Genomic DNA, 25138 nt, shown 5'->3' with positions numbered 1-25138 from the left:
CCAGGAAACCAAAGAAAAAAATATGGCTGTAGAAAATGCCGCTGACAGCGGGTCCACCAAAAAACCGGAAAAAGAAAAAGAAAAGGTCGACTGGTTTGGCGAGTTCAAGAGCATCGGCGTGCTGTTGCTGGCGGTTCTGGCCTTCCACAGCCTGATCGCCAAGCCCTTCTATATTCCCTCGGTATCAATGATGCCGGGCCTGCTGGTCGGTGACCGGCTGATCGTCAGCAAATATGCTTATGGCTGGTCATGGGTGTCGCCAACCTTCCACATATTGCCGCGCATGGAAGGCCGCCTGTTCGGCAGCCTGCCGGAGCGCGGTGACATTGTCATCCTGACACCAAAAGATGCCAGCGCAGACTGGATCAAGCGGGTTATCGGCCTGCCCGGAGATACGGTGGAGCTGCGAGGCGGACAGATTTTCCTCAATGGCATCGCCGTTCAGCAGGAATTCCAGCCCGACCTCCAGGTACCGATCGATGCCAATTCACCCTGCGGACTGGAGTTCCCCGGATTACAGGGCGCCAATAGCAGTGGCGAGCCGGTGTGCAACCTCCCGATCCTGCGCGAGACGCTTCCCAACGGCGTTTCCTATGACATCATCGATCTCGGCCCGAAACGGACCGACGATTTTTCGCCGATCATCGTGCCGGAAGGACAGGTTTTCGTGATGGGTGACAATCGCGATCTCAGCGCCGACAGCCGGGTATCGATGCGCGATGGTGGCCTTGACGGTCCGATCCCGTGGGAAAATATCGGCGGACGCGCGGAATTTATCACCTTCTCGCTCGACGGCAGCACGACGTGGAACCCGCTCAGCTGGTGGGGTGCCTTCCGCACTGGACGCGCCGGCACCAGCCTGCGTCCCGACAAGGCAGCTGCAGCCGCCGAATAAGGGCCAAAATAAGTAGAAGTCTAGAGCCGCAATCCTGCGGTTTCATCGAGACCTGCCATGATATTGAGATTCTGCACAGCTGCGCCCGAGGCGCCCTTGCCGAGATTGTCCAGCCGGGCAATCAGACGGGCGTGATAGCCCTCGGCATTGCCGCAAACAAACAGCTCCAGCTTGTCGGTCGGAGCGTCGTTCTCGCTGATCAGCAGTTCCGACAAGTCACCCCTTCCCTGCACCGATACGAGTTGCGAACCGGCATAAAAGGAAATCAGATCTTCCAATAGCTGTTCTGCCCGCACCGATCCCATGGCGCCGAGATGAAGCGGCACGTCGACCAGCATTCCGCGAAAAGCGCGGATCACTGACGGTGCAAAGATCACGTCATGGGTCAAGCCGCCGTGGACCTTCATCTCCGGCATATGCTTGTGGTCGAGGTTCAGGCCATAGCTGCGGAAGCCGAGATCAGGTTCCTGCGCAAAGCGCTCGATCAGCGCCTTGCCGCCACCGGAATAGCCGGACACCGCGTTCATCACATAGGGCCAGTCCGCTGGCAGCCGTCCTTTCGCGATCAGCGGCGCGACCACAGCCAGAAAACCGGTCGGATAGCAGCCGGGATTGGAGACAAAGCGCGCACCCGCAATGGCTTCGCGCTGGCCATCGCGGAATTCGGCAAAGCCGTAAGCCCAGCCATCGGCAGTCCGGTGCGCGGTCGACGCATCGATCACCCGCGTCGTGTCATTGTCGATCAGCGAGACCGCTTCGATCGCCGCGTCGTCGGGCAGGCACAAGATGACAAAATCGCTGTCGTTGATCGCTTCGCGCCGCGCATTGACGTCCTTGCGCTTGTCTTCGGGCAGCTGGACTAACTCGAATTCGCTCCGTCCGGAGATCCGTTCGGCAATTTCCAGTCCGGTGGTGCCCACGGCACCGTCAATAAATATTGTCTGCGTCATCTTCAGTCTCAGGAAAGCCGTTTGCGAGCCAGTATCGGCTGCTCGGATATCTTGGCAAAGCGGGCAACTATATCGGCCAGGGGCTCGATAACCACCTGCATGGCATGGGACGTGGAATGGATGATCCGGTCCTTGTCGATCATCAGGCCGACATGATCCGGGAAAAACACCAGATCGCCGCGTCGCAAATCCTCGCCCTCGGCGATATCCTCGCCAAGTGCTGCCATCTGCTGATCGGTGTCGCGCGGTGCGGCAATGCCGGTCAGCATCAATATCATCTGGATCAGGCCCGAACAGTCGAGACCGTCACCGCTGCGGCCACCCCAGAGATAGGGCGCGCCGATCAGCTGTTCGGCCAGCGCGGCGGTGCCGTTGCTGCCGTCAAACACGACCTTGGTGCCAATCGGCTGGACATGGCGGATATGGACATAGCCCTTGCCGGTCTTCAGGAAATTTCCGCATTCGCTGGCTTCGCTGCAAGCGATCCGCGCGCCCATCGGCAGCCGCTTCATCACGCCGGACTTGAAATCCGGTTCGATGAAGATCAGCGCCGCGCGGGCGAAAATCAAATGGGTCGGCTCGGGGGTCTTCTTCTGATGCTGCAGCGCATGGACCGGCACATAGCCGACATAATTGTCATAGCCGCAATAGCCCCATGCCCAGTCACCGGCGATATCCAGCACGTGGAAATCCTCGCCGTGCAGCAATTCGGAAATCGCTTCATGATCCTTGCCGGGCTGTTTGCGGAGCATCGCTTTCGGCGCGGAACAGCGCATCGGCATCGCCGCTGCGTAATGCGGTGCGAATAATTTGCCGGCCAGCGCGACATCCGCGAGGTCCCCGCGATGCGCGGTGATCCGGGGATCAAAATCCCCTTCCGGACCATTCAGCACGAATTTCGTGTGCGCGCCAGTCTCTGCAGTTTCCATGTCCATGCGTATAGAAATCCCAATTGCGATAAAAAATGTCCAAGGCTCTGCGGCTTTTGTGCCCTGTTGCAAAGCGATGACAATCGACGGCCTTTAGACGACCTAAGGGCGTTTAATCAAGCGGTGTCGCTTTTGCGCGCTCTGGCGGATTGAATTTCCGCGGACGGGCGGGAAGCGCAAGCCCTGCTAGCCGGTGGCCATGGCGGACAAAGCGGCGGTCCGAAGGTAAGGTAGGGCAAAGACGCGATTTTGAAATCCCAACCTCTCGTCATGACCATATACAATAAAAAACCGGAGGCACAAAGCCCCCGGTTTCTTCAGGCGTGGTAGAAATATTCTACGCTCACCAATTTTGCTTAGAAACGGATACCCGCCATTACAACGCCCTGGTGACGCGATGTGTCAATGTTGGGAACAAGCGAGCTGGTTTCATATTTGCCGTAATCGGAATAGCGATATTCCAAGCGTACGAACTTGTTGTCCGCAGAAACTTCCAGTCCGCCACCAACGCGATATCCGTCGAGTTCGTCTGACAGAGAAAAGGCGTTGCCGACATTGTCGTCATACGCCAATTTCACCTTGGCGTTCGTATAGCCGCCCTTGACGTACAACATTGCGTTTGGATCAATCTGGTAACCCAGACGCGCGCCTGCATAAAGATCGCGTCCGGCACTCAATCTGGCTTCGTCACCGGCGATCAGGAGATTGCGGTCGGTATTGCTGACGGCTGATTCCGTATATTCACCTTCGACGCCAACGATAAAGCCGCCGAGATTCATATCATAGCCGATAACACCACCGTATAATGTGCCTTTATCGTCGCCTTCGAGGCCGCCGGTTTCCAGCTCAACGCTGTCGAGGCCGAGAACGCCTCCGACATACGGGCCGGTGAATGGGGTCGCGTCCTGAGCAAACGCCGGCGTCGCAATAAATACGCTTGTTAATGCTAATGCCAAAATGCTCTTCTTCATAACATGTCCTTTTGTTTACATTCGCCACAGAGGGCAAAGCGGGAAATAGGAACCTCACCTTGCGCCGCGATGAACGGGAGGCTTCTGGGAAAAAACATGTGATTACTGTTGCGATTTTAGCACGAAAACCGGCGTTCCGATAATATCGCGGAACCAGATTTCAATAGGGAAAAAAAATAATATAAGGGCTCGTCAAACCGATGTTCTTTTCGGCAAATGATGCTGATGTGACCATCCCGATTACCGATATGATCACGGCGAGCTCCGGGTTGAGAGAGCATCGGCTGCGCGCTGGCAGAATGATATGAAGGTCGAATTCACGGGCGCAGGGAGCAATCCCCGCGATCACTTACTGCCCGTATCGCCCCTGCAGATAGCGCCAGCTGGCCCGCAGGCCCAGTGCTTCGCCGCCGATCGGTCGACCCGGCTTGACCGCCGGTCGCCAGGCGAATGTGTCGAAATGCGCCCAGGGCACGGATTCCGGAGCAAATTTCTTCAGGAACAGCGCTGCGGTGATACTGCCGGCAAAGCCACCGGCGGCGCTGTTGACACAATCAGCGATATTGCTGTTCAGCATCGCATCATAGCCAGACCATAAGGGCATTTGCCACAGCGGGTCGCTTTCATCGTCACCAGCCCGCAGCAGTCCGTTGGCCATGTCCCGGTCATCGCAGAACATCGCCGGCAGGTCAGGACCCAGGGCAACGCGGGCCGCGCCGGTCAGCGTTGCGAAATCGATGATCATTTCCGGCTCTTCCTCGCCGGCCAAAGTCAGCGCATCGCCCAATACCAGCCGCCCTTCGGCATCGGTATTGGTAATCTCGACGGTCAGCCCCTTGCGGCTGTGCAATATGTCGCCGGGGCGCAAGGCATTGCCGTCGATCGAATTTTCCACCGCTGGCACCAGCAGATGCAGGCGCACCGGCAGTTTCGCTTCCATCACCATGCGGGTGAGTGCAATCGCATGGGCAGCGCCGCCCATATCCTTTTTCATCAGCATCATGCCGGCCGGAGACTTCATCGAAAGCCCGCCGCTGTCAAAGGTCACGCCCTTGCCGACAATCGCGATCTTCGGATGATCGGGCTTGCCCCATTTCAGTTCGAGCAGACGCGGCGCGTGAGCGCGCATCGCGGCCTTGCCGACGCCGTGGATCATCGGAAAATGCTCTTCCAGCGTATCGCCGCGCGTCACTTTCACCTCTGCGCCATGCTGAGCCGCCAGCTTTTCGACAATATCTTCCAGCTTGTCCGGCCCCATGTCGGCAGCCGGCGTGTTGACCATGTCCCGGACCATCGCGGTGGCTTCGGCCTGGCGCACCGCTTCATCGCGCTGACCGATAGCGTCGTTGACCAGCAGCACGCTCGGTCCCTGCCGGTCCGGAAGCTCTTTATAGCGGTCAAATTCATGTTGCGAGATCAGCCAGCCAAACAGCGTGACCTTGGCGCCAACGCCCTGCAGACGATAATTGCCCTCGGGCAGGCTGCCACCCAGCTTGGCCAGCGACCAGGCGTCGAGCTTGTTCCGGTCGGCTACACCGGCAACAACCGAAAAATCGTCTGTGACCGACTTGTCCTCGCTCTTGCCGCCAACCGGAGGCAACAGCAGATAGGAGTCGGGATTGGCGACGAACCGATAGGCTTTCACAATCGCCCGGATGGTCTCCGGTTGCCCCTTCAGCCAGTCTTCGAAACTGCCGACATCCAATATCTGGATATTGCGCGCGGGTTGGCCGGTGTCGGCCTCGATCAATGCCTTAAAATCAGTCATTGGATCGCTATAGCCACAGATCAGGCCGAGCGCGAGAGTCTATTCAGCGGCGATGGCCTCAGCTTCGGCTGGCTGCTCCGGAAGACGGGCCGCCACAGCACCAGGCTTTGAAAAAACGATGACGCCATCGTCCACGGCCTTGTGCCGCAGGTTGATGATATCCTTCGGATAATTCTGATTGAGCCGCCAGGGTTTGCGGTCGCCCTGTTTCGGCAGATCCTTGATCGCCCGCTGGACATAGCCCGAACTGAAGTCGAGCATCGGTTCGGTTCCCATCGTCTCGCCGACCGGCAAGGTCGGTGTCGCGATCGGGGTCCCGTTCTTGTCCATATGGTTGACCAGACGGCAGACATATTCGCTGGTCAGATCGGCTTTCAGGGTCCAGCTGGCATTGGTATAGCCCATGGTCATCCCGAAATTGGGTATGCCGGAAAACATGACGCCCTTGTAGTTGATCTTTTCACCGAAATTCACCGGCTGTCCGTCAACCGAAATTTTCGCGCTGCCGCCGGTGAGCATTTTCAGTCCGGTCGCGGTCACGATAATATCCGCCGCAATCGTCTTGCCGGATTTCAGCTTGATGCCGTCCTTGGTAAACATTTCCACCTGATCGGTAACAATCGACGCCTTGCCCGATTTTATCGAAGCGAACAGATCGCTGTCGGGCACCAGACATAGACGCTGGTCCCATGGATTATAGCTCGGCGTATAATGGGTCATGTCGACGTCCGCGCCCATTTCGTCCTGCACCATCTCCAGCAGTCGTTGCTTGAAGCCATCGGGTTTCTTGCGCGCCAGATTGAACATGAAAATGCCCATCAGCACATTTTTCCACCGGGTCAGCAAATAGGCAAGCTTGGCCGGCAGGAACTTGCGCAACCGCAAGGCCCATTTATCTTCACCCGGCCGCGATACGATATAGGTCGGTGAACGCTGCAGCATCGTGACATGCTCTGCCGTTGCCGCCATCGAGGGAACCAGCGTGACAGCGGTCGCGCCGCTGCCGATCACCACCACTTTCTTGCCGGCATAGTCGAGATCGTCGGGCCAGAATTGCGGATGGACAATCGGTCCGGCGAAATCGGCCTTGCCGGGGAAATCCGGATTATGGCCCTCGTCATAGCTGTAATAGCCCGAGCACATGTGGAGGAAATTGCACTGGACGGTGCTGATCGAACCATCGCCATGTTGCAGGCTGACCGTCCACAGGGCGGTTTCGCTGGACCAGCTGGCATCCACCACCTTGCGGTTAAAGCGGATCTTGTCCTGCAAGCCATATTCGTCGACGGTTTCGTTGAGATAATTGAGGATCGACGGCGCATCGGCAATGGCTCTACGCGCGGTCCAGGGTTTGAAATTATAACCCAGAGTATACATGTCGCTGTCGGAACGAATGCCGGGATAGCGGAACAGGTCCCAGGTCCCGCCGAGCCGCTCCCTGCCCTCGACTATGGCAAAGCTCTTACCGGGGCATTTTTTGGTCAGGTGAACCGCTGCGCCAATACCGGACAGGCCGGCACCGACAATCAGGACGTCTAAAATTTCATTTTTCATCCCGCCACCTTACTGACATGGATGTTAGTTGGCAAGTGGGAGGTTTTACGCGGCCTAGTCGTGGATCAGGGTCAGCGAACGGAACAACTCTTGATCGAGCTTCTCCTCAAAGCGGCAACCGATAAGTCCGCCTTTGCACCAAATGGCGGTTGCCGGAACCGGTCTGCCGCCATCGAAGCGCAACCAGAGATTGGTGCCGTCTGCAAATTTCGAATCGCAAGAAAGCCGGCAACCAAAGATCGATACGTCCACCAGTTCGCCAAGCTTGGTCGCTTTGCCGTTCTGGCGGATCGAAGCACGCTGAATCTGGACCGGGAACCGCTCCACCTCACGATGTTCGATCAGCGCAGGCTTCACCGCCCGAAATTGTGAATGCATATACCTCATAACCAAGCCCCTCGACAGTGGACTTAACTAATCATGCTCAACAAATGATTAACGGCTGCAAACAATGTATATGCCTGTAAATTTGGCCTTCGTGGTTATTCCGCCGCCTCGAGAGAATGCTCGCTATTGCCAGCCCCCTGTTGCGAATTCGGGCCATAAAACTCGATCACCCCGTCATCGACCGGATCGTTGAGCAATATGTTCTTATCGTACAGATAATTCTGGTTCAGCTTCCATGGCATCGCGGTGCTGTTGCGCGGCAATTCGGACAGCGAACGCGTAAGATAACCAGACGAGAAATCGAACAATTCTTCCTGCTCCAGTTCCTTGTTCAGCACCGGATTGGCAATCCGCGTCGATGTCGCGTCCATATGGTTGAGCACACGGCAGGTAAATTCCGACACGATGTCCGCCTTGAGCGTCCAGCTGGCATTGAGATAGCCGAACACAATCGCCAGATTGGGAATGTCGGAGAACATGCAGCCCTTGTAATAATAATGGTCGGGCCAGTGCACCGGCTTGCCGTCGACCGAGAATGCGACCTTGCCAGCGACTGCGAGCTTCAGCCCGGTCGCGGTGACAATCACATCGGCATCAATCGTCTCGCCGGATTTCAACTTGATGCCGCTCTCGGTTACCGTCTCTATAACGCCGGTTTTAAGATCGGCCCTACCAGCGGCAATCGCCTTGAACATGTCACCGTCGGGCACCAGACACAGGCGCTGTTCCCACGGGCCGTATGGCGGCGTGTAATCTTCCTTCACATATTTGTCGCCGAGCACTTCCTTCATCGGCTTCTCGAGCTTGTCGATCACCTTCTGCGGATTGTCGCGCGCGGTGCGGAAGGTAATGTCCTGCATCCAGACATTCTTCTTGCGGATGATATTATAGGCCCATTGTTCCGGCATGATCTTGCGCAGGAAATTGGCCAGCCAGTCTTTTGACGGAGCCGACGCATACCAAGTCGGTGTGCGCTGCAGCATCGTCACGTGGCTCGCTTTTTCCGCCAGTACCGGCACCATCGTCACCGCGGTCGCGCCGCTGCCGATGATCACCACCTTCTTGTCCGTATAGTCCATGTCCTTGGGCCAGAATTGCGGGTGAACAACATCGCCCTTGAACTTTTGCAAGCCTTCTATCTGTGCATCATAGGGATTGTCATAATCATAATAGCCGGCACCCATATAGACGAAATTGGCGTACATCGTGACCTGACTGCCGTCGGATTTCTCGGCGATCACGGTCCAGCGCGCATCCTCGCTCGACCAGCTGGCCGACAGCACTTTATGGCCGAAATGGATATGTTTTTCCAGATCATGCTTGCCCTTGATCCGGTGGAGATATCTGATGATCGACGGACCGTCAGCAATCGACTTCTGCTCGGTCCACGGCTCGAAACTGAAACCCAATGTGTGCATGTCGCTGTCGCTGCGGATGCCGGGATATTGAAACAGGTTCCAGGTCCCGCCGATATCATCGCGGCGCTCGACGATGGAGAAGCTCTTGCCCGGACATTTGTCCCGCAAATGCACCGCCATCCCGATACCCGAAATCCCGGCGCCGACGATCATTACGTCGACCGATTCAATTGCTGTTCCATTTTTTACAGGCATGCCGTCTCTCCCAGCTTTTGCGAAGTTTATGCCATTGACGCGGACGAGTTGCAATTGGCAATTTAATTGTCCGGTTAAGCGGCAGCCTGAAGTCGCAGGCAAAAACAGGCCCGGGCCGGTTTTCTGCCTCTTCCAGCCGATAGCTCCGTCACGCGGTTTCGGACGCAAAAGCGTGGTACGGGTCGCGAAAGGATCGGACGGAACGACAGACGGCATTGCGTCGCCAGCGAATCGCTACAGTCGAGGCCGGTTGACGGATTCGCAGGCAGCCCTGTCAGAATTGTTAGCGCAAATCCGTTGCAGAGTTGCTGTTTTGCGCCGCAGCCTAATTCTTTAGTTAGTAGCGGATCCCGTAACGTCATTCATTATAAAACGGCAGAGAGAGCACCATAATTCCATGTCAAAAAAAGGAATGTGGCCGCTGAAACAAAGACCGTTTTATCTGCGTATGGGAGAGAATCACAATGACAAGGATAACACCACAGAACCATCAATTTTTTACGCGGAAAAAACTATTGGCGGGCCTCCTGGGCTCGACCGTCACCATCGGCGCCTGCGGTTTCAGCGCCCCTACCTTCGCGCAAGATGCGCTCGAAGAAAAAGACAACAGCAACATCATCATCGTCACCGCGCGCAAGCAGAATGAAACGCTGCAGGAAACGCCGGTTACCGTCACCTCGATCGGCGGCGACACGCTCGACAAATTCCAGATCAACGAAGTCGCTGACGTTGTCAGCCGCATTCCTGCCCTGAACGTCCAGGTCGGTGGCTCGGGCGCTGGTGGCCAGATCAGCTTGCGCGGCGTCGGCACGACCAATATTTCCGCCGCCTTCGACTCTGCCGTCGCCTTCGATTTCGACGGCGTCTCGATGAGCACGATGCGGCTGGTCCAGGCCTCCTTTTTCGATGTCGAGCAGATCGACGTTCTCAAGGGCCCGCAATCCCTGTTCTTCGGCAAAAGCGCCTCGGCCGGGGTCTTCTCCGTCCGCTCCGCCAATCCTACCGCCGACTGGGAAGTCGGGGGCAAGGCCTCTTATGAATTCGAGGAGGAAGCCTATACGGTCGGCGGCTATATTTCCGGCCCGGTCAGCGATACGCTGGGCATACGCGTCGCGGCGCAATATCAGAATATCGACAAATATGTCGAACTGGAAGCGGGCACACCTTCGGTTTTCGCCGACACCGGCAAGGGGATGAAGAACTTCGTTGGCCGGATGACCCTGCAATGGGATCCGACCGACAATTTCTCCGCTAATCTGAAGCTCAACTATAATCACAATTATGGCGACAGCCTGCTCGGCCACTCCGATATTGATTGCGGGGCCAATGGCGTCGCGGACGATGTCTTTCTGGCGGTGCCCGGCGTTTCGATCCCGTCCAACGCCTCCTGCAACATCCAGGACGGGCTCTATCCCCATCCCGATGGCCACCCCGACCTGCAGGTCATCGCCCCCGGCACCACCGGCGCGGATCGCTACAAGGGCCAGTCCTATAACGAGACCAACACCGTCTTCGTCCGGCTGGCGATGGACCTGCAGCTCAGCGACACGCTGACCCTGTCGACGGTCAGCGGCTTTCTTGATCTCGACAACGAACATGCCGATCATTTCAGCTATGTCGGCATATTGGCCAATGGCGATCCCGGCGGCCTGCCCGCGCCGTTCACCGATTCACTCACCCAGCACACGCAGGAACTCCGCCTGACCAGCGATTTTGACGGCATGTTCAACTTCATGGTCGGCGGTTTCTGGGAAAGCCGCAGCCAGCCGCTGCAGACATCGCAAAACGCCTTCCTCGGCTCGTTCCTGTTCCCCGATTCCCGCGGCATCACCTATGACTGGGTGGCCGACCGGACGACCAAGAGCGAGGCGCTGTCCTTCTTCGGCAGCATGAGCCTGGACATCACCGACCAGCTCGAACTCTCCGGCGGCGTCCGCTGGACCGACGAGCAGAAAACCCACAGAACCTCCTTTCCGTTCGTGCACAATGCCCTGACCTTCCTGAACGGCATTGTCGGCGGCATCGGCCTGGTGGTTCCCGAAGGCTTCCAGACCGGTCCGGTGAAATTCTCCGACAGCAATATCTCGCCGGAGCTGACGCTGAAATATCAGGCGACCCCTGATCTCAACTTCTACGCCTCCTACAAGACCGGCTTCAAGTCGGGCGGGGTCGATAACAGCAGCCTGCCGACCGCGTCGATCCAGCTGGTGGTGCCCGGCTTTGCCGAACAATATCCCGGCCTCTATCCCGACCCGGAAGCGGCCCGCGCAGCGGCGCTCAGTTCGCTGATCTATGATTCAGAAACCGCCAAGGGCGGCGAAATCGGGGTCAAGGCGATGTTCGGCAATGGCGCGTTCCGGATCAACACCGCAGCCTTCTATTTCGTCTTCGACGATCTGCAGGTGCAGAATTTCGACGGCGCGGCGGTCCGCTTCCTGACCATCAACGCGGGCGAGCTGACGACCAAGGGCTTTGATGTCGACTGGTCCTGGCGCACCCCGGTCGAGGGGCTGAGCTTCTCCGGCGCATTGGGCTATACCGATGCCGCGTTTACCGACACGTTCATCTCGCAGGATCCCGACGGCATTCCGGGCAACGCCGATGACGTCGATCTCGACGGCCGGACAGCGGCGCGGGCACCGAAATGGTCGGGCAACCTCGCGGTCGACTGGCGGATTCCGGTGAGCGATACGCTCGAATTCGGGCTGAGCGGCAACGCCGCCTACAGCAGCTCCTATTTCGCCGGGAACAATAATTTCACCGACTATGTCCAGGACAGCTATGTCTCGCTCGACGGCGCGGTCTCGATCGGCGAGCCCGACGGCAAGTGGAAACTCTCGCTGATCGGAGTCAATCTGACCAACGAGCTTTGGGCCAATACCGTCGGCGACCGTCCGTTTCTGCCGGCTGGCGGCGATGACCGCATCGTCACCCAGAACCGCGGCCGGCAATTGTTCGTCGAAGCCGCCTTTAAATTTTAACCAACGCTCTCTCGGCGTTCGCATCGGGCCGGACCAGCAATCGCTGGCCGGCCCTTTTTTTGCGGCGCGCCCCTTCTCCCGTGAGGGAGAAGGATACGAAGCCTTATCCGGAGGATTAGGCGGAGTTGGATGAGGGTGTTCCAGTGGCGGGTTGCTTCGCCACAAAGGCCAGTACGCCCTCACCCAGCTGCGACTAGGCAGCAAGCTGCCAAGTCTCCTCAACCCTCTCCCGCACGGGAGAGGGAAATAGCCCACTTAACACCCTCGCCAAAGCGTGATAGCGGCAGCGCATCGAAACGATCTTCCTCTTGATAGGCCTCGCGCTGGCGGGAGCAGGACTGGTGCTGATGGTGCGCAGCGATCTGCTGTTCATCCGCAACGGCACCCGCCATGTCCCGGCCCAGATCGTCCGCCACCAGATGAAGCGGCGCGGCGGCACGACGCTGTATAGCGCGGTGCTGCTGGTGCCCGACGAGCGCGGCGGCTTTATCGAGGTCCGCGACCCCCTGACCACGCCCTTCCCGACCCCGGTGATCGGCGAGCGGCTCACCGTCGTCCACCCGACCGGCTACCCGGCGAGAGCGCGCATCCCCTATCCGTGGTTCCGGGCGGGGGTGTACGGGGTGCTGGGCTATGCATTTGTGATGTTCGGGCTGGCGGTTACCGGGTTGGGGTGAGCCCTCTCCCGTGAGGGAGAAGGATACGCGGCCTTGCCGCCGAAGCCTTAAACTAAATTTTTTCAGACTGTGGCTAAATGACGTTTATTCAATTCGTATAAAAGGGCATATTTCTCCAAGATTAGTTTGCAGGAAGAAAAACATGAACAATTGTCTTGTGTGCGGAAATCCCAAGACTGTGAAATCGCACCTCATGCCCCGATCATTAATGTTGGACATGAAAGGCGACGACACAAAGATATATGAAGGGGAGCGGAATGCCGTTGGTGTTAAATATCGTCAAAACGGCTATTGGGACAACTCAATTTTATGTGCAGAGCACGAACAAGAAAGCGGTTGGGGAGACGACTATTCGGTGAATTTCATACGAAACTTTTTTTCGAAAGCCTCCTTAAGTGCCACTGGAAACTCTTGGGAAGTACAAAACCCGGATCCAGAGAAACTGGTTCACTTTGCCTATTCAGTCATTTGGAAACATGCTGTTTCTAAACACGGAAAAAAATTCAATATGACGCTCGGGAAATACCAAGAAATACTAAAAAAAAGCATCTTTAATCGTCACAATTTTGATCAGCAGTTGCTGATTGGGGATCCAAATCTCACCGCTGATGAGTTGACGATACGGAATATAGCACTAGCACCTTACCGACAAAGATTAGGCGGATTAAATACTTGGCATTTCATGCTTGGAGGCTTGGAATTCTTTTTAAACCTAGATCAGCGTAGGTTTCCCAAAATTTGGGAACCTTACCTAGCAAACGCGAACACAAATCTTATCGTCTCAAAATCCGATGCCAAAAATATCGGAGAAGTGAGACTATTCGATAATATATTGACCAATATGTTCGGTCGGTAGAAATCCACTAGTCGAAGTTGGGATGATAGCGAGGCAGATCGGCAAATGTAGCGATAGTCCGGTCAAATTCCTATGCGTTCTCCGAAGCAAAATATCCCTCCAGCAGTGCCATCCGCTTTTTATATATCCCATCAATCATATTAATACCCTCCCCGGCAAGCAGCTTTCCTACATTGTTCCATATAGGTTATACCGGCTCCATTTAACAAACCATATCAAACCCACAGCACCGCTCTGCTGCGGTCGGGATGGTTTCTTTGGAAGGAGTAGGACTTATGACATTTCAGGATGAATTTGCGCGGCGGCTGAACGCGGTGCGGGGCGTGGGTGATGGTGACGGCCCTTCGGCAGGCTCAGGACGAACGGACCAAAGGGACAACAGCGCCCCTCCCTCCCCCGCAACCCGCCACGACGGCTGGCACCTTGATCTGCGGGTCAAATTTCTCGAGGCCCTCGCGCAGACCGGCAATGTCCAGGCGTCGGCCTATTTTGTCCAGCGGACGCGGCAGTCCGCCTATGATCTGAAACGGCGCGATCCGGATTTTGCGCGGGCGTGGCTGGCGGCGCTGGTGCTGGCGCGGGAGGAGGCGCAGGACAAGTTGCAGGAGCGGGCGATCGAGGGCGTCGAGGAAGAGATTTTCTATCATGGCGAGGTGGTGGCGACGCGGCGGCGCTATGACAGCCGACTGCTGCTCGCGCATCTGGCGCGGCTCGACAAGATTGCCGAGCAGATCCCGGCGCAACGCGGCGCGGCGCGCTTTGGCGATATGCTGAAGGCGATAGGCGCGGGCGAGGACACCGCCCCGCTGATCGCCACGCCGACCGAGGACGAGCTGGCGGTGCTGGCCGCCGAAGCCGAAGCATGGCGGCAGCCGGAGCCGCCACAGGAGGACAAGGAAGCCGAGGAAACCGAATTTTACGCGGTCAGCTTCCCCGACCATGACGGCCCGCCCGACTATTATCGCATGACCCCCGAAGAAGCCGCCGACATGGAACGCGAGGTCCCCGGCCTGACCGCGACACCCACCGGCACCCGCGACGAAGCGGTGATCAACGCCCTGCCACGCCACGCCGAAGCAATGCGCGCCTTCAGGCGGGACGAGGGGGAGAAGGGAATAAATCTATAACAGTGTAAAGTTTGTAAAGATCATATGGGGGTGAAGGTGATTAGAACACCGTTTGTCATCCTGAATTCATTTCAGGACCTCGGGCGTCTAAATCGGATGATAGTGGCAAGCGGAACGAGGTCCTGAAACGAGTTCAGGATGACGGGATACTACCCAGCAGCAACCCCGAACAGATCATGCTCGTCGGCATCCTCGATCACCGCGTCAATTATGTCGCCAACCGCAAGGGTCCCGCTCACATTGCGCAGGAAGACATTGCCGTCGATCTCCGGTGCATCGGCTTCGGACCTTGCCGTCGCACCAACATCGCCGTCTTCATCGGGCTCACCAATGTCGTCGATGATCACCGGCAGAGTCCGGCCGACCTTGGCCTGCAGCTTGGCGGCGCTGATCCGGGCGGTGACTTCCATGATCCGCTGGTATCGCTCTTCCTTGACCTCTTCGGGCACGGCGCCGTCGAGGAGATTGGCAGCAGCGCCTTCGACCGGTTCAAAGCGGAACGCGCCGACGCGGTCGAGCTGGGCTTCCTCGAGCCAGTCGAGCAGATATTTGAAGTCGTCCTCGGTCTCGCCGGGAAAGCCGACGACGAAAGTCGAGCGGATGGTGAGATCGGGGCAGATATCGCGCCAGCTCTTGACCCGCTGCAGCACCTTGGCCTCGTTGGCCGGGCGCTTCATCCGTTTGAGGACGTTGGGCGCGGCGTGCTGGAACGGGATGTCGAGATAGGGCGTGATCTTGCGCTCGGCCATCAGCGGGATGACCTTGTCGACATGGGGATAGGGATAGACATAGTGGAGCCGGGTCCACACGCCCTTGCCTTCCGGCGTCCGCAGCTCGCCCAGCGCGGCGGCAAGATCGGTCATATGGGCGCGGACTTCGCGGCCCTGACCGGTCGGGCCATTCCACTGGCGGGACTGGTGGCGGATATCGACGCCGTAAGCCGAGGTGTCCTGGCTGATCACCAGCAATTCCTTGGTGCCGGCCTCGACCAGCTTCTCGGCTTCGCGCAGGATCGCGTCGGGGCGGCGGGACACGAGGTCGCCGCGCAGGGACGGGATGATGCAGAAGGAACAGCGATGGTTGCAGCCTTCGGAAATTTTGAGATAGCTGTAATGACGGGGGGTCAGCTTGAGGCCCGCTTCGGGCACCAGATCGACGAACGCGCCGCGGGCTGCCGGAGCCGCAGCGTGGACCGCGGTGACGACGTCCTCGTACTGATGCGCGCCGGTGACGGCGAGCACATCGGGGAAGCGCTTCATGATCAGGTCGGCTTCATTGCCCATGCAGCCGGTGACAATCACCCGGCCATTCTCGGCCATCGCCTCGCCAATCGCCTCGAGGCTCTCCTCCTTGGCGCTGTCGAGAAAGCCGCAGGTGTTGACCAGCACGACGTCGGCGCCGGCATAGTCGGCCGACAGGTCATAGCCGTCCGAGCGCAGCTGCGTCAGAATGCGTTCGCTGTCGACCAAAGCCTTGGGACAGCCGAGCGATACCATGCCCACTTTGGGCGGAGAAGGAATTTGGGTTGCCATATTGCGCGGCCTTTAGGCGTGTTTTGCAGGGGAGTCACGTCAGATGTGAAGACAATGGTTCTGGTGGTCACGCGCCAGCGCTTGTCGAAGGACCGGTCCGGGCATATAAATGCCGCTGATCCGGGGAGCATGTTCCGACTGGCGCAGCATCTTCGGACGGAAAACAGGAGGAGGATGATATGAATATATTCGATGTGAACTGGATTGCGGTCATCGTCGCCGCGCTGGCGGGATTTCTGGTCGGCGGCATCTGGTACGGCCCGGTGATGGGCAAGAAATGGATGGGCGCGGTCGGGCTGACCGAGGAGCAGATCAAAGCGGGCAATATGGGCAAGATCTACGGCGGGGCGTTCGCGTTCAGCCTGGTCGCCTCGTGGACGCTGGCCCATACGTTCGCGACTTATGCGACGGATCTGGATTTTGGGATCAAGGTGCTGACCGCCTTTGGCGTCGCGCTCGGCTTCATCGTCCCGGCAATCGGCACCAACTATCTCTTCTCGCAAAAGAGCAAGGCGCTGTTCTTCATCGACGCCGGATACTGGCTGCTCTTCTACATCGCGATGGGCGCGGTGCACGCGTGGCTTGGCTAATGAATAGAAGGAGTTAACAACAATATTGAAAATCCGGTACGGCAGGAAGACGCCGGGGTTGCCAAAAAGTGGGAGGGAGTGGCAACACCCGGCTTGCCGATACAACCATCAAACCAGGGATTGGTTCCCTGCGGTTCGAAAAAATCGGACAAGATTGAACGATATGCCCGCTCCGTGCGTAGGCCTTGCATCGATAGCCAATGCAACAGCCGGAGCAACATGATGGAACTGGTCGACATATTGCGGTGGACCGCAAGCATCAGCGGCATGATCGCCGCCGCCATGGTCTCGCTAAATGCGGGGGCCAAGGTCAGCGGGTCGGGCTTTGTCCTGTTCTGCGGTTCGTCGATCGTCTGGATCGCCGCTTCGCTGCTCGACGGCAACAACCCGCTGGCGGTACAGAATATCGTGTTGCTCGGGATCAACCTGTTTGGCGTCTACCGCTATCTCTGGCGCAAGCCGAAGGCCAAGGCGGCGGAATGAACGGGGGTACGGCTCAAGTCCGTCCGGCAAGCGTATCGGCGATGATCCGCCAGACCTTGGGGTTGAAGCCCATCCCCATATGCCCGCCATCGACGCGGATATTGCGGGCCTGCGGATTGTAGATGTCCCTGGCGATATCGGGGCCGACAATGCCGTCGCGGTCGGAATAGAGCACGGTGAGCGGCTGGTCGAAGCCGATGCTGTTGCGCTGATGCACCTCGCGCTCGAACTGGTCGAGCTTTATATTGGCGGACTGGGCGTAGCGCTGGCCCGGCGTGGTATATTTGGGGCCGCCGATGATCGGCGTACCCATGGTGATCACCTCCCGCACCAGATGCGGCGACAGGCGAGCGACCTCGCGGGCGATAATCCCGCCCAGCGACCAGCCGATCAGGGTGAAGGCCTGCTCGCCATTGTCGGAAAACCGCTCTTCGGCAACCGCGGTAAAGCGCGCGACATCGCGGTCGACCGATCCCTTGTTGCGGCCGAGCGACCAGTCGGTCACATCATAGTTGATGCGCCTGAGAAAGCCCTCCAGCGGGCGCATCGACAGTTCGCTGCCGCCATAGCCGGGAATAAGATAGACCGGCCGGCCATCGCCCCGCGGCGCCGTAACAAGCCGCGGCCATTGCAGGCCAAAGCGCAGCAGATCAAGCGGCAGGGACAGTTCGCCCAGCTGCGCCAGCCTGTGCGGCGGGCGAAGCCCGGTGGGCATTGATATCGTATCGGCCATCAGCAAGCTCCGTGAATGAGCTGCCAAGATAGTCGTTTATCTCGCAGGTGCAACATGAACTAACGGACAGGGCGAACTAGGCGCTTTCGGGCGTCCGTCCCTCCGCGCCATTACCAGGGATGATCTCGACAATGATATCACCAGCCTCCAGCATCTTCGCTTCGGCTTCCCAGAATCCAATCACCGTATCGCCCCGGTAAATCCGAACACCCAATCCGGAACCGACAACTTCGCTCATCGCCATGCCGACTTCGCCTTCGGTAACCGCTCGCTGGACCAGCTTCACCCGGCCCGTTGCGGATGCGAGATCGCTCAGATAGTCCGAGATCTTTGCGCCTTCGCAACTGCCGGCGAGCAGCAGACCTGCAAAACTGACCGGATTGATCACGGTCGTCGCACCGGCTTGCCGCGCGAGCAGTTCATTGTCCGCCGCCTTGATCGAAACGCTGATGGGCAAATGATATGCGAGATGTCGGGCGGTAAGCACAATCAATATGCTGGTGTCATCGCGCCCGGCCGAAACAATCAGCGAGCGCGCTCGCGATATTTTCACATTCATCAGCGCATTGTCTCGGGTCGCATCGCCGTTGATCACCGCGCAACCCAGCTTCTCTGCCAGTGACAAGGCGTCGTCCGATGTGTCGATCACGACAATCTCTTCCGGCTTGGTCCCGCGCGCCAGCAGTTCCTGCACGGCTTCACTGCCGCTCGTGCCAAAGCCGGCAATGACGATATGGTCGTGCAAATTGCTTTGAATCAGTTTCATGCGCCAATTGTCCCAGGTCCGTTTGAAAACAAAATTATAGGCCGTACCAACAAAGATTAGCACGACGAAGATGCGAATAGGAGTCACAACCAGCGCGTCGAACATCCGCGCCCGTTCAGTGACCGGAGCAATGTCGCCATAGCCGGTGGTAGTAATCGAGATCATCGTAAAATAGATAACATCGAGAAAGCTGACATCACCGTCATAGCTGTCCTGCAAGCCATTGCGGTCGAAATAATGCACAGAAACCGCCATCCCGATCAGTCCGAGAACAAAGGCAACCCGCCACGCAATATCAGCCCAGATCGGCAGACTCGATCGCCGACGCAGAGTAAAATAATCGGAAATCTTACGTCGGTTGCCGTTTGCCATCGCCGGTCAGCTGCGTTTCGGAAGATGGTTGTTCGGATCGACCGGCTTGCGATCCTTGCGGATCTCGAAATGCAGCTGCGGTTCCTCGACATAACCACTTTCACCAGCGAGCCCGATAATATCACCTGCTTTAACTTTCGCGCCGCGAGCAACATTCAGCTTATCAGCATGGCCATAGGCAGTAACCCAGCCGGAACCATGATTGATCAGAATAAGGCCACCGAATACGCCGATTTCGTCGCCGCTATATGCGACTACACCATCAGCCGATGCACGGATTGGCGTGCCTTTGGCGACACCGATATTGAGTCCGTCGTTAACTTTCCCCCCGCCTTTGCTACCGAAACTGGAGAGAACGGTACCATCCACTGGCCACTGAAACCGTCCGGAGAAGTTCGTCGGAGCGGCTATGGTTGCATTCGGCGTGATGGCCTTGCGCCAGTCGGATGGTTCTTTCGCTGTCGCACCGTTGGCTATCGCCGGCTGGCTGCCCGTGACTATATCGTCGATATCGAGATTAAAAGCGGCCGCACGCTGCTCGATGCTCAGATTGGCCGGATCGCCGGTTGCTGTTGCAGGCAGCAGCAGCTTCTGTCCAACACGCAGGATATAAGGTTCTTCCAACGCGTTCAACGCCACCACTTCGCGCCAGGTGGCTCCATAGGCGCGCGCGATTGCGATACCGGTCTCTCCCGAATTGACCGTATGATAGCGTCCGCCGATAATTTTGAGTCGCTGCCCCGGATGGATAACATAAGGTTGGGACAGCCCGTTTGCTGACGCGATGATTTGTGAACCCGCACCTGTTTTATTGGCAATTCCACGCAACGTGTCTCCAGATTGCACGAGATAGGAGCCCGCTTCGACCCTTTGGGCATTGGCCGTGACGGGGCTCGCCTGCCAAGTCGAAAGCGGCGCCTGTTCAGGCGCAGTGCCAAGAACGGCAAGATCTGTCGGCAACTGAGGTCGGGTTGTCGCCGGTGCGTAGTCATCACGGCCCTGCGGAATACAGGCGGTGACAGCGATGAGCAATATCAGGATCGCAATGTGACGCATATTTGACCCCATTAACCAACTCTTCCCCATGCTGGAACGTTATTAGCAGCAAAACCGCAGCTTGCCAGCCTCACTGGCCCAAGCATAGTTAATTCTTCCCACCGCAGTTCACAATCAAGGGTAAAGATTCTTCAGACCATCCATCGAATCATAATGAGTTAAGTCAAGATGGAGCGGCGTGATTGAGACATAACCGTCAGCGATCGCTTCCAGATCGGTACTGTGCGCAGGCGTTTCCACCATCGGGCCAAGGCCGAACCAGTGATATTCAAAACCGCGCGGGTCCCGGTTGCTGACAATCTGCAATCGACCATAGTCACGGATACCCTGTGACACGACCCGCACTCCCTTGACTTCGCTCGCCGGGAGCGCCGGAAAATTGATGTTCACCAGCGTCCTGTAATCCATGCGTTGCTTGATTAGCGGCCGCAGCACCCGTTCACCCCATTGAACCGCCGCGTCGAACGGTACATCCGCACCCAAATCTCCCCGTGCATAGGCTTGGCTGAGTGCGATCGAAGGGATACCTGCTAATGCGCCTTCCATAGCGGCAGAGACGGTACCCGAATATGTCACATCCTCACCGAGATTCGCGCCACGATTAACACCGGACAATATCAGATCAGGCGGACCATCTTTCATGATCTTGGCAACAGCCATCATCACGCTATCAGTCGGTGTGCCGTCGACCGAATATTGCTGGTCGCCCCGCTTGCGAATACGAAGCGGCCGGGTAATGGTCAGCGAGTGGCCTGCGCCAGAGTTTTCGTCGGACGGCGCGACAATCCAGATATCGTTGGAAAAATGCTGCGCAATATCCAGCAGAATTTTCATGCCGGGCGCATCGAAACCATCGTCATTGGTGAGGAGTATTCGCATCAGCCGGGCTCCAACTTGTCGATGCCACCCATATAGGGAAGCAGTGCCGACGGAATAGTGACCGATCCGTCCGCCTGTTGATAGTTTTCGAGCACAGCGACCAGCGTGCGGCCAACGGCAAGACCGGAACCGTTGAGCGTGTGAACGAATCTTGTCCCCTTTTCCTCACCTTCAGGCCGGAAACGGGCATTCATGCGCCGCGCCTGATATTCGCCGCAGGTCGAAATGCTGGAAATCTCGCGATAGGTGTCCTGCCCTGGCAACCAGACCTCCAGATCATATGTTTTGCGCGCCGTTGCGCCCATATCACCTGTACACAGCAGCATCTTGCGATAAGGCAGTTCAAGCGCCTTGAGGATCGATTCTGCTGCTTCAGTCATCCGCAGATGTTCGGCATCGCTTTCGTCAGGATGAACGATCGCGACCATCTCGACTTTTTCAAACTGATGCTGGCGGATCAGGCCTTTCGTATCCTTGCCGGCAGAGCCAGCTTCGCTACGGAAACATAGTGTGAGCGCGGTCAATCGCAACGGCAGTTGCGCCTCGTCCAAAATCTGCCCGTTTACACTGTTGGTCAGGCTGACTTCTGCGGTCGGGATCAGCCAATGACCATTGGTTGTGTGAAAAGAATCTTCGGAGAATTTGGGTAGCTGACCGGTGCCGAACATGGCCTCGTCGCGAACCAGAACCGGCGGCGCGCATTCCTGATAGCCATTTTTCATCGTCTGCTGATCAAGCATATATTGGCCAATGGCGCGCTGTAATCTGGCCATCTGCCCGCGCAGGAACGCAAAGCGCGAACCGGACATAGCGGCGGCCGTTTCGAAATCCAGCCCCAAGGCCGGACCGATATCGCTATGTTCTCTCGGATCAAAATCAAACTTGCGTGGTTCGCCCCAGCGTTCAACCTCTACATTGGCTTCTTCATCTGCGCCGAACGGGACACTATCTGCCGGCAGATTCGGTAGTGCGGCCAGCATATCCTGCAGTCGGCCTGAAACTTCCCGTTCCTCGTCTTCAAGCTGGGGCATTGCACTTTTCAGTTCGGCGACTTCCGCCATCAACGCCTGAGCGGCATCCTCGTCACCCTGGCCTTTCGCCTTCCCGATAGCCTTGGACGCTTCATTGCGCCGCGCCTGCCCGTCCTGCAGCCGGGTTTTCAGTGCCCGGCTTTGCTCGTCCAGCCGCAGTATATTCTGAGCCACTGCTGCGACTCCGCGCTTCGCCAGTGCGGCATCGAACTCTTCGGGATTTTCGCGAATATATTTTATATCATGCATGGCAAAAGCCTATGCCGAGCGTCTGTTTCACTTGCAAGACTACAAAGCAAAAAGCGGCCAGATTGCTCCGGCCGCTTTTAAGATTAATTCGATTTACGTTATTTAAGCGGTGACTGTCTTTTTTGCCTTACGACGACGCGCAAACAAGGCTGCAGCGGCTGCACCGAACAGCAAGACTACCGGTGGTGCCGGAACTTCGGTACCGCCTGTCGAACCGCCAGTACTGCCACCCGAAGAAGAACTTGAGCTGCTGCTCGACGAGCTGGAACTGGACGAACTACCCGAAGAACCGGTAGACGTACTGTTACCACCGAAGCTCGAGGAGCCACCGGTTGCGCCTGACGAACTGCTGGTGGAACTGCCACCCGAGCTCGAGGAAGATGAACTGGAACTGCTGGACGACCCTGAACTGCCAGACGAACCCGAACTACCAGAAGAACCGGAGCTTCCCGAAGAACCGTTAGATCCGCCGCCCGAGGACCCGTGTCCACCAGACGAGCCATGCCCGCCTGAAGAACCGTGTCCACCGGTTGATGTATCACCACCGCTGGAACTGGATGAACTGCTCGACGAGCTGCTGGATGAACTCGACGATGAGGAACTGCTACCTCCCGTGGAGGTGCTTGTTGAACCACCAGTGCTGGTCACGCCTCCCGTAGAAGTACTCGTTGAACCGCCGGTGCTGGTCACGCCGCCGGTTGAGGTACTGGTGGAGCCGCCGCTCGTTGAACTGCCCCCTGACGATGTGCTTGTTGACCCGCCGCTGCTGGTTGAAGAAATTACGACGCTACCGCCGCCGGAGCTGCCGCCACCGAAAAATCCACCAAAAAAGCCGCCGGAACTTCCGCTATATCCACCGCTGCCACCGATCACGACCGGTACAGAACTGCCGCCGTCCATCATCGGCGGAGCAGGTGGGAGATATGAAGGCAAAGGAACCGGGATTGGTTGCGCTGCCGGCGTCTGGGCGATGGTGACCACGGTCGGCTGGCAAGCCGTCACCGTTTTGGTCACAGTGCGCCGTGTACGCTTGACCTTGCGGGCAGGCTCACCTTTTCGAACAATCCGGGCGCGAACCGGCTGCTTCTTCGAGAGTTTCTTCACATAAGGCGCTGCAGGCGCTTCTGACACGTGAACCGCGCCACCGCCAATTAATGCTCCGCCGCAAGTGCAGGCGCATAATTTTGCTAAAGCCATCCGTACCGACATAATCTCATCTCTCTTCCGCTGTGGAGGCGATCAGATGAGCCAGCATTTAACAGCTGACCTTCCATTTCGCTCTCCCGACATGCATTAAAAGACAGAATAAATCGTAAACCACAATTACGTTAACCTTGTTTCCTCGTTCAAAATCGCAAAAAAGCTTAACAGTTTGTATCCAACCACGGTTAATGTCCCGAATTGGAACCACTCCAGATGCCATTGTTGCGAAAGCTTTAAAAAATCACGGGATTTTGACACTATCGGCGGAACGTTGTCTGAGTGGATGCATTGCGGACATCCATTGCAATATAATTACAACGTCCGAAATTTTCTCATTTTGGGATATTTAAAATATCAAGTATTTTGCGCCTTGTTTCAAGCAAGTGCGCTCGGTATAGGCCCGCGGTGTAAATAGTTCCAGCCTTCCGGATTCGGACAGGGCAGATGTTTGGAGAGTATGTTGGCATCCTCGGCGAAAAAAGCATCAGCAAAAAATAGCGCGAATGGCGCAGACCCAGTCCTCGCAGAAGGTTATGAACCGAGCGAAGACGAAGAGTTTATGAACGAGCATCAGCTCGCTTTTTTCAGACAGGCGCTGAAAAAATGGAAACAAGAAATCATTGATGAATCCAAAGAAACTTTGGCACATCTGCAGGATGGTCCAATTCAGGAAGCTGACCTGAATGACAGGGCATCAAGCGAAACCGACTGGGGCCTGGAGTTGAGGACCCGCGATCGTCAACGCAAACTAACCTCCAAAATCGATGCAGCATTACGCAGGATCGACGAAGGCGAATATGGCTATTGCCAGGTGACCGGCGAGCAGATTTCTCTCGACCGCCTGAAAGCCAGGCCAATAGCCACGATGACCGTAGAGGCGCAGGAAGCGCATGAACGGAACGAGAAAATTTCGCGCGATCAGTGACATGAGTTACTGCTCTGACAGAGCTAAGCCGCAGTCGGGTTTTCTTGGTTAAAAGCATTCATTGATACCCGCATAACGGCGGATATTTCTTGCCCGAAAAAAATCCGGGACATTAACCAAATTTGCACGAATTTTGCGCTATCCCTCGCATTACGAAACATGAATTTACATTTATCGACTGCGGGAAGCTTATGAAAGAGACATTTGACGATAGTCTGAAAATGAACAGTCAGGCCGTTGACTACCCCAAGCGCCAGCTTGACCGGGACAGTCTGTTTCTGAAAGCAGAACTGCGCTTCATCGACGGCGACGACTGCGGTGAAGTGCGGATTCGCAATCTATCGGCAGGCGGCCTGATGGCCGAAGCACCCGTGCTCGCCAAACGGGGCGACAAGGTGCAAATTGAACTGCGCAATATTGGTCGTATCACCGGCTATGTCGCCTGGGTTGCCCAAGGCAGGTTCGGGGTCGCTTTCGATCATCCAATTGACCCGAAGCTAGCCAGAAAGCCCGTCGGACAGAAAAAACAAGATTTGCCGCAATATCTTCGCCAACAATCCAGTAAATCCATTCCTCTGCGTCATGGACAGCGACCTCGCTAGAACACGCTT

23 protein-coding genes are annotated in these 25138 nt (G+C 57.1%); 10 read left to right on the top strand and 13 right to left on the bottom strand.

Annotated elements, in window-relative coordinates; all coding sequences use genetic code 11:
• The first annotated feature begins 22 nt into the window (after positions 1 to 22).
• Complete coding sequence (lepB, locus tag AAC060_RS04435; protein WP_339823308.1) at positions 23 to 895, top strand: signal peptidase I; 873 nt, start codon at positions 23 to 25, stop codon at positions 893 to 895.
• A 20-nt stretch (positions 896 to 915) separates the two neighbouring features.
• On the opposite strand, the gene argC is transcribed toward lepB, so the two are convergent.
• The 7 genes from argC to AAC060_RS04400 form a co-directional block, all read right to left on the bottom strand.
• A complete protein-coding gene (gene argC / locus AAC060_RS04430; RefSeq protein WP_339823305.1) occupies positions 916 to 1845 on the bottom strand; it encodes an N-acetyl-gamma-glutamyl-phosphate reductase in 930 nt (309 codons plus the stop codon).
• 8 nt (positions 1846 to 1853) lie between these two features.
• Complete coding sequence (locus AAC060_RS04425) at positions 1854 to 2780, bottom strand: C40 family peptidase (protein WP_339823302.1); 927 nt, start codon at positions 2778 to 2780, stop codon at positions 1854 to 1856.
• A 350-nt stretch (positions 2781 to 3130) separates the two neighbouring features.
• Positions 3131 to 3745, bottom strand: coding sequence for an outer membrane beta-barrel protein (locus tag AAC060_RS04420; RefSeq protein ID WP_339823300.1), 615 nt, complete (start codon positions 3743 to 3745; stop codon positions 3131 to 3133).
• A gap of 349 nt (positions 3746 to 4094) precedes the next feature.
• Positions 4095 to 5513 carry a leucyl aminopeptidase family protein gene (locus AAC060_RS04415; RefSeq protein WP_339823296.1) on the bottom strand — a complete coding sequence of 473 codons (1419 nt, stop codon included), beginning with the start codon at positions 5511 to 5513 and terminating at the stop codon, positions 4095 to 4097.
• Positions 5514 to 5552: 39 nt separating this feature from the next.
• A complete protein-coding gene (locus tag AAC060_RS04410; RefSeq protein ID WP_339823293.1) occupies positions 5553 to 7067 on the bottom strand; it encodes an NAD(P)/FAD-dependent oxidoreductase in 1515 nt (504 codons plus the stop codon).
• A 54-nt stretch (positions 7068 to 7121) separates the two neighbouring features.
• Positions 7122 to 7454, bottom strand: a complete 333-nt coding sequence (locus AAC060_RS04405) for a PilZ domain-containing protein (RefSeq protein ID WP_339823291.1) — start codon at positions 7452 to 7454, stop codon at positions 7122 to 7124.
• A gap of 95 nt (positions 7455 to 7549) precedes the next feature.
• Positions 7550 to 9067, bottom strand: a complete 1518-nt coding sequence (locus AAC060_RS04400) for an NAD(P)/FAD-dependent oxidoreductase (protein ID WP_339823288.1) — start codon at positions 9065 to 9067, stop codon at positions 7550 to 7552.
• 515 nt (positions 9068 to 9582) lie between these two features.
• Here AAC060_RS04400 and AAC060_RS04395 point away from each other — a divergent pair.
• From AAC060_RS04395 to AAC060_RS04380, 4 genes are all read left to right on the top strand, one after another.
• Positions 9583 to 12048 carry a TonB-dependent receptor gene (locus tag AAC060_RS04395; RefSeq protein ID WP_339823285.1) on the top strand — a complete coding sequence of 822 codons (2466 nt, stop codon included), beginning with the start codon at positions 9583 to 9585 and terminating at the stop codon, positions 12046 to 12048.
• Between the two features lie 308 nt (positions 12049 to 12356).
• On the top strand, positions 12357 to 12725 hold the full coding sequence (locus tag AAC060_RS04390) for a hypothetical protein (RefSeq protein ID WP_339823282.1): 369 nt from the start codon (positions 12357 to 12359) through the stop codon (positions 12723 to 12725).
• A 217-nt stretch (positions 12726 to 12942) separates the two neighbouring features.
• Positions 12943 to 13581 carry a hypothetical protein gene (locus AAC060_RS04385; RefSeq protein WP_339823281.1) on the top strand — a complete coding sequence of 213 codons (639 nt, stop codon included), beginning with the start codon at positions 12943 to 12945 and terminating at the stop codon, positions 13579 to 13581.
• 275 nt (positions 13582 to 13856) lie between these two features.
• Positions 13857 to 14708, top strand: a complete 852-nt coding sequence (locus AAC060_RS04380; protein ID WP_339823279.1) for a hypothetical protein — start codon at positions 13857 to 13859, stop codon at positions 14706 to 14708.
• 149 nt (positions 14709 to 14857) lie between these two features.
• On the opposite strand, the gene rimO is transcribed toward AAC060_RS04380, so the two are convergent.
• Complete coding sequence (gene rimO / locus AAC060_RS04375; protein WP_339823276.1) at positions 14858 to 16240, bottom strand: 30S ribosomal protein S12 methylthiotransferase RimO; 1383 nt, start codon at positions 16238 to 16240, stop codon at positions 14858 to 14860.
• A gap of 179 nt (positions 16241 to 16419) precedes the next feature.
• Here rimO and AAC060_RS04370 point away from each other — a divergent pair, with 179 nt between their 5' ends.
• Both AAC060_RS04370 and AAC060_RS04365 read left to right on the top strand, forming a co-directional pair.
• A complete protein-coding gene (locus AAC060_RS04370) occupies positions 16420 to 16830 on the top strand; it encodes a DUF1761 domain-containing protein (protein ID WP_339823273.1) in 411 nt (136 codons plus the stop codon).
• A gap of 219 nt (positions 16831 to 17049) precedes the next feature.
• Positions 17050 to 17313: a hypothetical protein gene (locus AAC060_RS04365; protein ID WP_339823270.1), complete on the top strand. Its 264-nt coding sequence runs from the start codon at positions 17050 to 17052 to the stop codon at positions 17311 to 17313.
• A gap of 13 nt (positions 17314 to 17326) precedes the next feature.
• On the opposite strand, the gene AAC060_RS04360 is transcribed toward AAC060_RS04365, so the two are convergent.
• The 5 genes from AAC060_RS04360 to serS form a co-directional block, all read right to left on the bottom strand.
• Positions 17327 to 18046, bottom strand: a complete 720-nt coding sequence (locus tag AAC060_RS04360) for an alpha/beta hydrolase (RefSeq protein ID WP_339823268.1) — start codon at positions 18044 to 18046, stop codon at positions 17327 to 17329.
• Between the two features lie 76 nt (positions 18047 to 18122).
• The gene (locus tag AAC060_RS04355) at positions 18123 to 19184 is read right to left on the bottom strand and encodes a potassium channel family protein (protein ID WP_339823267.1); all 1062 of its coding nucleotides are present in this window, start codon (positions 19182 to 19184) and stop codon (positions 18123 to 18125) included.
• 6 nt (positions 19185 to 19190) lie between these two features.
• On the bottom strand, positions 19191 to 20240 hold the full coding sequence (locus AAC060_RS04350) for a M23 family metallopeptidase (RefSeq protein ID WP_339823264.1): 1050 nt from the start codon (positions 20238 to 20240) through the stop codon (positions 19191 to 19193).
• A gap of 114 nt (positions 20241 to 20354) precedes the next feature.
• A complete protein-coding gene (gene surE / locus AAC060_RS04345) occupies positions 20355 to 21119 on the bottom strand; it encodes a 5'/3'-nucleotidase SurE (RefSeq protein ID WP_339823262.1) in 765 nt (254 codons plus the stop codon).
• Complete coding sequence (gene serS / locus AAC060_RS04340) at positions 21119 to 22399, bottom strand: serine--tRNA ligase (RefSeq protein ID WP_339823261.1); 1281 nt, start codon at positions 22397 to 22399, stop codon at positions 21119 to 21121. Before serS ends, surE begins: the two co-directional genes overlap by 1 nt.
• Positions 22400 to 22508: 109 nt before the next feature.
• On the opposite strand from serS, the gene AAC060_RS04335 reads away from it, so the two are divergent.
• From AAC060_RS04335 to AAC060_RS04325, 3 genes are all read left to right on the top strand, one after another.
• The gene (locus tag AAC060_RS04335; protein ID WP_339823259.1) at positions 22509 to 23507 is read left to right on the top strand and encodes a hypothetical protein; all 999 of its coding nucleotides are present in this window, start codon (positions 22509 to 22511) and stop codon (positions 23505 to 23507) included.
• A 552-nt stretch (positions 23508 to 24059) separates the two neighbouring features.
• The gene (gene dksA / locus AAC060_RS04330) at positions 24060 to 24527 is read left to right on the top strand and encodes an RNA polymerase-binding protein DksA (protein ID WP_339823256.1); all 468 of its coding nucleotides are present in this window, start codon (positions 24060 to 24062) and stop codon (positions 24525 to 24527) included.
• Positions 24528 to 24718: 191 nt separating this feature from the next.
• Positions 24719 to 25129, top strand: a complete 411-nt coding sequence (locus AAC060_RS04325) for a PilZ domain-containing protein (protein ID WP_339823253.1) — start codon at positions 24719 to 24721, stop codon at positions 25127 to 25129.
• The last annotated feature ends 9 nt before the right edge of the window (positions 25130 to 25138 follow it).

The organism is uncultured Parasphingorhabdus sp. (assembly GCF_963975555.1).
In the GTDB taxonomy this organism is placed as follows: Bacteria; Pseudomonadota; Alphaproteobacteria; order Sphingomonadales; family Sphingomonadaceae; genus Parasphingorhabdus.
Note: the sequence above shows the minus strand (reverse complement) of the source record. Positions and strands in the feature narration are given on the sequence as shown.